A 7,277-nucleotide genomic window follows, 5' to 3' on the forward strand; every position below is an offset into this window, starting at 1 on the left:
GCTGACCGTGGTCGCCACCAGCGCCGGCGGCGTGGTGCGGCACGTGGCCGCAGACGAGGAGATCCCCTTCGCCGAGCAGGCGAGCTACGACGACTACCTCGAACGCCGGCAGGGCCCGTTCGCCAGCGACTCCTACCCGGTGGCGCTGCGCGACCTGACCTTGGACGAGGTCAAGGACATGGTGTCCGACGTCGCGGGCCCCCGGCTCGGCTCGCGCCGCGCAGCCGCGGCCGAGGTGTACCGCTTCACCCGGGGTCATCCCGCCGCCACTGCCGTGATCGTCAAGGCCCTCGACGACCACACCGGCGGGGCGACGTCGGTGAAGCGGCTGCTGGGCTCCCGGTGGCGAGGCCCGGTCGACAAGGACCCGGTCACCGTCGAGGAGCGGCTACTGCGCGAGCTGCTCGGCTCGCCATCGGACGCGGTGCTGGCCACCCTGGAAGCCTGCTCCGCCGCCAGGGACATCGAGCAGGCCGACGAACTGGCGCGCAGCGCCCTGGTGCCTCCGCCGCGTGACGGCGCCGGGCTGGTGTCCGCCGAACTGCGGGTGCACGACACCGGTACGGGGCGCGAGGTCATGTTGCCCGCCCTGCGCCACCTGTTGCTGCGCCGCCTAGCTGCCACGCCCGAGCGGTGGACGGCGGTGCACACCTGGTTGCGGGACAACGGCCGGGAAGCCGACCGCTTCTATCACGCACTGGCGCTGCGGGACGTCGATGCGGTGGCACAGCGCCTGGAGGAGTTGCTGCCGGACGCGCGGTCGTGGTTTGCCGAGCTGGACACGGTTACCGCCGCGCCCAACGACCTCGACACCGACGAGGCCGACCCTACCCAGGTGCTCGCCGTGGCTGGCCGCACCGGACCGGCTGTTGAGCCCAGTCGGACGATCGCCCGCGTGGTCGCGGCACTGTGGGCCGCCAGTGACCCCTTCTCCACGGCAGACCGGGCGGATCTCCACGGCAGCGCGGCGTGGGACCTGAAGACGCTGGCACAGCGGCCGGGCGTGCCGCGCAACGACTTCCTCAAGGCCGCGGCGCGATTCGAGGCCAGGGCCGAGGCGGGCGACATCCCAGTGCCAAGCCCTTCCGCCCGGCGGCAGGCGTCGGCGCAGCGGGAGCGGGCCGACTTCACACCGCCGATCACGAAGGTCATCCGGAACAGGGCGCGGGTCAGGCTGGCGGCGGTCATCTCGGTGGTGGCGCTGCTGCTGGGCTCTGCCGTCGCCTTCGGAGTGGCCAGGTTCACCAGCTGTGCCGACGGCGTCGAGAAGCGGGACGGCGAGTGTGTCGGGGTCACCGACGGCTCCTATGTGTTCGGCGGCGAGCTCGCCGCGGTGCAGCGGCGGATTCTGGCGGAGAACAAGCGCGTGCAGGATCGGCCGCATGTCACCGTCGCGCTCCTCACGCCGCTGCTGCCCACCGCCGTGGGCAGTGTGACCTGGCCACGAATCCGCGCCCAGCTCGAGGGGGCCCACGTCGCCCAGCTGGCGGCGAACGAGGACAAGCGCGAGCCGAAGGTCCGACTGCTGCTGGCCAATCCCGGCAGCCGACAGCAACAGTGGCGACGGGTGGTTGACCAGCTCGCCGAGGTGGCCGACGAGGAACGGCTGGTCGGTGTGATCGGAGTCGGCCAGAGCACCACCAACGCCCGGGAGACGGCACGGGCGCTGTCAGCGGCCGGCATCCCGATGGTGGCCTCGGTGCTGACCGCCACCGACTTCAACGTCGAGCCGCCCGCCGAGTCAGGCACCCCCACCCGCTACATCAGGGGATTCGCCCGGGTCAACTCCACCACCGGCGACCAGATCGCTGTGTTGTCGGACTACCTGGCCCAACGGCGTATCAGCAAGGCCATGCTCGTCTACGACAGCGACGACAACGACCTCTACACCTCTACGCTCTACAAGGAGTTCAAGGCTGCCGCGGCGGCCCGCCGGCTGTCGATCAGCGTGGAGAGCCGCTTTGACATCGAGGCGTCGCTGGACACCCAGTTCCGCGAGATCACAAAGGACCTCTGCGGTGACGGCACCCCTGACACGGTGCTCTATGCGGGCCGCGCGGTGCTGCTGGACGACCTGATCAACAACCTACGCCAGCGCGGCTGCGCACGGGACCGGCGGATCACCCTCGTCACCGGTTCAGATGCATCGATGCTGCGCACCAGGCCGGACTTGCTTCCCCGGAGCAGCGAGCCGAGCCTGTCCATCGTCTACACCCCGCACGTCGACCCGGACGCCGCCCGGGCAATGGGGATTACCGAATTTGATCAGATCACCGCCGAGTTCGGACGCCTCGGATTCGATACGACCGACCTGGCCGACGGCTGGGGGGTCATGATGCACGACGCGATGCTGGCGCTGACGGAGACGGTCAGCCGTACCGCCAACGGGTTGAAGCCCGGGGAGTTACCCACCCGGCAAACCGTGCGCTCCGAGTTGGGGCGGTCCGACCGCGAGCGCAACCAGGTGCACGGCGCCGGCGGTGCCTTCACGCTCAACGCCACGACCGGCAACGCCGTCGGACGTCGGCTTCCCGTCATCGAGGTAGGGCCAACCGGGGAGTTCCAGGTGAAGACGATCTCACCCGCCCGCTGAGCGCTTACGGGGGTGCCCGCGCCGCAGGTCAGCTTCTCGGCCCTGAAGGGGCCGAGCTTGCAGATGGTGCTGCTGGCTGCATCGGTCACGCGGCGTTGGCAGTCCCGACGGTGGGACGCTGAACAAGGTTCCGGAGCGTTCGCGGCCCGACACTCAGTGGATCGCGTTCTCGACGCTGCCTCGTCGGCGGGTAGCACCGGACAACCGCCGAACTTGTGTCCCCAGTCGGTGAGCACGGTGGCGCCGGCCACGGGCAGCCAGAGCAGGTCGGCGATGTGGGCGGTGGCGGTGAAGACTCGGTCGCCGCCGATATCGGCCAGCCGGGTCGTCGTCGACCACCACCGCGCCGCAGCCGCCGAACCGCTCCACCGACGTAAGGGCCGGCGGAGGGCTGGATGGCAGCCAGCAGGAGGGGTGTTAGATCAGCCGGGCGAGAACCCCGGACTCGAGCACGATCACGGCCCCGATCAGCATGAACACACCCGGCACGATTCCGGTGGCAGCCGTTGGTGACGTGGGTGGTGCCGAGGTTCTTGCCGGCGGCGAGCAGATTGTCGACCCGGATCGGGATGAGGGCGCCGAGCGGGATCTGGAACGGGCACGACTCGATGTCGACGTAGGTGCGCCCGGCGGTGCTGGGGTGCAGGTCGATGCGGTAGTGGCCGATGCCGACGCTGTCGGAGAAGATCTGACTGCCGGCTCCGGGTGGGCGGGCACCGACGCCGACGTGCTACTCGAGGACGGTGAACTCGGCCTGGATGCGGCGGGAGCTCGGCTTCACCCTCGACGAGATGCGGGACCTGCTCACCGTCCTCGGCGCCCTACCCACCGCCGGCAACGGCGAACGGCCCGCCCTGCTCGACCGGCTCGACATGTTCCACACCGCCGCGACCACCCGGGTGGACGCGCTCCGCGAGCAGCTGGCCACCGCCGAGGACTTCGCCAGCACCCTGCGGCACCAACTCGACCAGCACACCCGCACCCAGTGACCAAACAGTCGGGCATGTACCGGTGAGTTCGGGGCCTCCGGCGGCTAGGGTGATCGTCGGTGTGCCGGGAAGCCTGGTCGGCGTGTCATCCGTCGCGTCCCGCAGCCTTTGGAGTTCACCGTGCGAGCCCGAGACCTGGCCGTGCCCGTCCCGACCATCACCGTAGCCACCTCGGTACTGGAGGCGGCCCGCCTGCTCGCCGGCCACAACCTGCCCGGTCTGATCGTGGTCGACGAACACGGCTGCCCGGTCACCGTGCTACCCGGCACCCAGGTGCTGCGCCTGGTGATCCCCGCGTACTGCCGGGAGGACCCGACACTGGCCCGGATGATCGACGAGCCGTCCGCCGACGTGTTCCTGCGCGGCACGGAGGGGCGTACGGTCGCCGACCTGCTGCCGAAGGAACATCCGGAACCGCCCGTGGTCGAGCCGCAGGCGACCGCCCTGGAGGTGGCCGCGGTGATGGCGCAGAAGCGCAGCCCACTGGTCGCGGTGGCGGAGCGCGGCAGGCCGATGGTCGGCGGCATCACCCTCGACGCGCTGCTCGACCGGATGCTCACCGCGTGACCGGGGTGGCCTGGGCGGCGGTGGCCGTCTTCACCGTCGCGTACGTGCTGATCGCCACCGAGAAGATCCACCGGATCGCCGCGGCCCTCGGCGGGGCGGCGGTGATGTTCCTGATCGGCGCCACCGACACCGCCCACGCGTTCTTCTCCGAGCAGGCCGGCATCGACTGGAACGTGATCTTCCTGCTGGTCGGCATGATGCTCATCGTCGCCGTACTCAAACGCACCGGTGGCTTCGAGTACGTGGCCGTCTGGGCGTCCAAGCGCGCCCGGGGCCGACCGTACCGGGTAATGGTGATCCTCGTGGTGATCACCGCGGTCGCCTCGGCGGCGCTGGACAACGTCACCACCGTCCTGCTGATCGCCCCGGTGACCTTCCTGGTGTGCGAGCGTCTCGACGTGCCGGTGGCGCCGTTCCTCATCGCCGAGGCGATGGCCTCCAACATCGGCGGCACCTCGACGCTGGTCGGCGACCCACCTAACATCATCATCGGCAGCCGCAGCGGCCTGACCTACAACGACTTCCTGGTCCACCTCGCCCCGTTCGTCGTGCTGCTGCTGGTGGTCTTCCTGCTGCTGTGCCGGGTGCTGTTCCGCTCGGCGTTCCGCTACGACCCGCAGCGAGCCGCGCAGATCGCCGCGCTGCACGAGGGCGACGTCATCCGCGACCGGCGACTGCTGGTGCTCGGGCTGGCCGTCCTCGGCGCGGTGACCGCCGCGTTCGTTCTCCACACCACGCTGCATCTGGAACCCGCGGTGGTCGCCCTGCTCGGCGGCCTGCTGCTGCTGGCGCTGTCCCGACTGGACGCCGCGGAGATCAGCCGCGATGTCGAGTGGCCGACCCTGGTCTTCTTCGCCGGGCTGTTCATCATGGTCGGCGCCCTCGTCAACACCGGTGTCGTCGAGCAGATCTCGCAGGCCGCGATCGATGCCACCGACGGCCGGCTGCTACCCGCGTCGATGGTGCTGCTCTGGGGATCCGCGGCGCTGTCCGCGGTGGTCGACAACATCCCGTACGTGGCGACCATGAGCCCGGTCGTCGCCGACCTGGTCCACGCCCAGGGCGGCGCCGAGCAGTCCCGCGTGCTGTGGTGGGCCCTCGCGCTCGGCGCGGACCTGGGCGGCAACGCCACCGCCGTCGGCGCCTCCGCCAACGTCGTCGTGCTCGGCCTGGCCGAACGCGCCGGGCAGCGGATCACCTTCTGGCAGTTCACCCGGTACGGGATTCTGGTCACCCTGGTCACCGTCGGGCTGGCTGTGCCCTACCTGTGGCTGCGCTACTTCGTGTTCGCCTGACGCTGCCCCGCGCCGTCGTCGGCCCCGGATCCAGCCGCTGCGGCGCGGCGGCTGGCGCGGGGTCGTGGCAGCGCTGCCCGGCGGCGCACCCGGCGCAGCAGGCCGTGCCAGTTCGGGATGTCCCGGGTGTCGTCGAACGCCTGCGCGACCACGACGTCGGTCGAGGAGTGCGCCAGGATCGAGATGACGATGGTCAACGCGACCAGGTGGAAGACCTCGTCGGCGGCGGCGATGCCGGACTCGAGCACCAGCAGCCCGTAGACGACCGAGGCGAAGCCCTTCGGCCCGAACCACATGGCCGCGGCCTGCTCTCGCAGGCTCAGCCCGGAGCGCAGGAACGAGATCCACAGCGCGATCGGCCGGGCGACCACGATGGCCAGGACTGCGAAGACCCAACCGGCCCAGGAGATGTCGCTGAGGAACTCGATCGAGATCAGCGCGCCGAACACCAGCAGCGCGGCGAGCTTCAGCAGCTCGGCGACGTTCTCCCCAAAGTGCTCGAACGCGGCACGCTCCCGTGGCCCGAAGGTGGCCACGGTGATGCCGGCGGCGAACGCGGCCAGGAACAGGTTGCCGTGGGTGGCTTTGCCCAACCCCAGCACCAGCAGGCCGATGGCCACCCCGTTGAGCGGCGCGTACGCGGCCGAGGCGGCGAAGAACCGGGTCCGTTCCAGCGCGATCGCGGCCAGCGGCACGAGGACGCCGATCGCCAGCCCGACGGACAACTCGGTGGCCAACTCCCCCAGGTGCAGGTCGTTCGAGCCGGCGGCGACGGCGAGGAGCACCACCACGAACGGCAGCGCCAGCCCGTCGTTGACCCCGGACTCGACGTTCAGCAGGTGCCGAAGCCGTGCCGGTACCTTGTCGTTGCCGACCAGCGCGGCCGCGAACACCGGGTCGGTCGGGGCCAGGATCGCGCCGATCAGCAGCGCCTCCGCCCAGCCGAGCCCGGCCACGTAGCGCGCCAGCGCGGCGGTGACCAGCAGGGTCAGCGGCAGACCCCATCCCAGCGCCCGGCCCGGCAGCCGCCACGCCGACCGAAGATCCGACCAACCAACCCGCATCCCGTCGGTAAACAGCACCGCGAACAGCGCCAGCTCCGCCAACCGCGCCACGATCGGCGAATCCGCGTGCAGATGTAGTACCCCGGCCGTGCCCTCGCCCAGGACGAACCCGGCCACCAGGAACAACGCCGCGGTGGACAGGATCGTGCGGTGCGCGAGCGCCGACAGCAGCACGGCGGCAAGCAGAACGACGGCGAAGCACAGCAGCAGCACGGGGAGACCCTCCAGGGAGCACGACGGGTTACGGTGCCGACCAGACTTCCCGGCGCGCCATGGAGCCCGCCGATCATATCGGCCCCTCGCTCGGGCCGCTCCCGGCGTCGTGAGGGGCCATTGCTGGTGACCGGCGCCCGTCGCTCTGACAGCGGTGTGAAGACCGCTACTCCGATGGATCTCGCACGCGTCGAGGCGGGGGCCCCGGGTAACCGCCGGACAGTCACGGCGGGCCACGGCTGAAATGGACGAGGATATCGCCGGCCCGCCGGCTCGATGTCGAAGCTCAGATCGATGGTAAGGAGGAAATGCGAGCAGATGAACAAATTGCCCACACACATCCGAACGGCCACCAGGTTGCCACCAGAACCGTACGATACGGTCGTCGGGCGCTGGTTCGCGAGGCGGCTCTCGGGAGAGGGAGCCCCAGATGGGGCTCTGCACAGTTGAGGGTGTAGTCGCTGGTTGGATGGTGGCTGGCGCGTCGGTCCGCCGCCGCTGAGGAGATCCCCGCCGCGGTAGCGGTGATGGACCCCTTCCACGTGGTGCGCCTGGT

Annotated in this window: 4 protein-coding genes and 2 pseudogenes; 4 read left to right on the forward strand and 2 right to left on the reverse strand. The window is 70.4% G+C overall.

What is annotated here, in order from left to right; translation table 11 throughout:
- Positions 1 to 2,593, forward strand: a pseudogene (locus tag ONA70_RS33285) (hypothetical protein); the annotation flags it as partial.
- 85 nt (positions 2,594 to 2,678) lie between these two features.
- Here the strand turns inward: ONA70_RS33285 and ONA70_RS33290 are convergent.
- Positions 2,679 to 3,281, reverse strand: coding sequence for an FAD-dependent oxidoreductase (locus ONA70_RS33290; RefSeq protein WP_319959506.1), 603 nt, complete (start codon positions 3,279 to 3,281; stop codon positions 2,679 to 2,681).
- A gap of 76 nt (positions 3,282 to 3,357) precedes the next feature.
- Here ONA70_RS33290 and ONA70_RS33295 point away from each other — a divergent pair.
- The 3 genes and pseudogenes from ONA70_RS33295 to ONA70_RS33305 form a co-directional block, all read left to right on the forward strand.
- Positions 3,358 to 3,582 (forward strand): annotated as a pseudogene (locus ONA70_RS33295) (MerR family transcriptional regulator); the annotation flags it as partial.
- Between the two features lie 120 nt (positions 3,583 to 3,702).
- Positions 3,703 to 4,149, forward strand: a complete 447-nt coding sequence (locus ONA70_RS33300) for a CBS domain-containing protein (RefSeq protein WP_265010451.1) — start codon at positions 3,703 to 3,705, stop codon at positions 4,147 to 4,149.
- Positions 4,146 to 5,444 (forward strand): ArsB/NhaD family transporter, encoded by a 1,299-nt coding sequence (locus tag ONA70_RS33305; protein WP_265010452.1) that lies wholly within the window; start codon positions 4,146 to 4,148, stop codon positions 5,442 to 5,444. The genes ONA70_RS33300 and ONA70_RS33305 overlap by 4 nt, the downstream gene beginning before the upstream one ends.
- Here ONA70_RS33305 and ONA70_RS33310 read toward each other — a convergent pair.
- Positions 5,426 to 6,721 carry a cation:proton antiporter gene (locus ONA70_RS33310; RefSeq protein WP_265010453.1) on the reverse strand — a complete coding sequence of 432 codons (1,296 nt, stop codon included), beginning with the start codon at positions 6,719 to 6,721 and terminating at the stop codon, positions 5,426 to 5,428. The genes ONA70_RS33305 and ONA70_RS33310 overlap by 19 nt on opposite strands.
- Positions 6,722 to 7,277: the final 556 nt, after the last annotated feature.

Origin of the sequence: Micromonospora yasonensis, assembly GCF_026013475.1 — a bacterium.
In the GTDB taxonomy this organism is placed as follows: Bacteria; Actinomycetota; Actinomycetes; order Mycobacteriales; family Micromonosporaceae; genus Micromonospora; species Micromonospora yasonensis.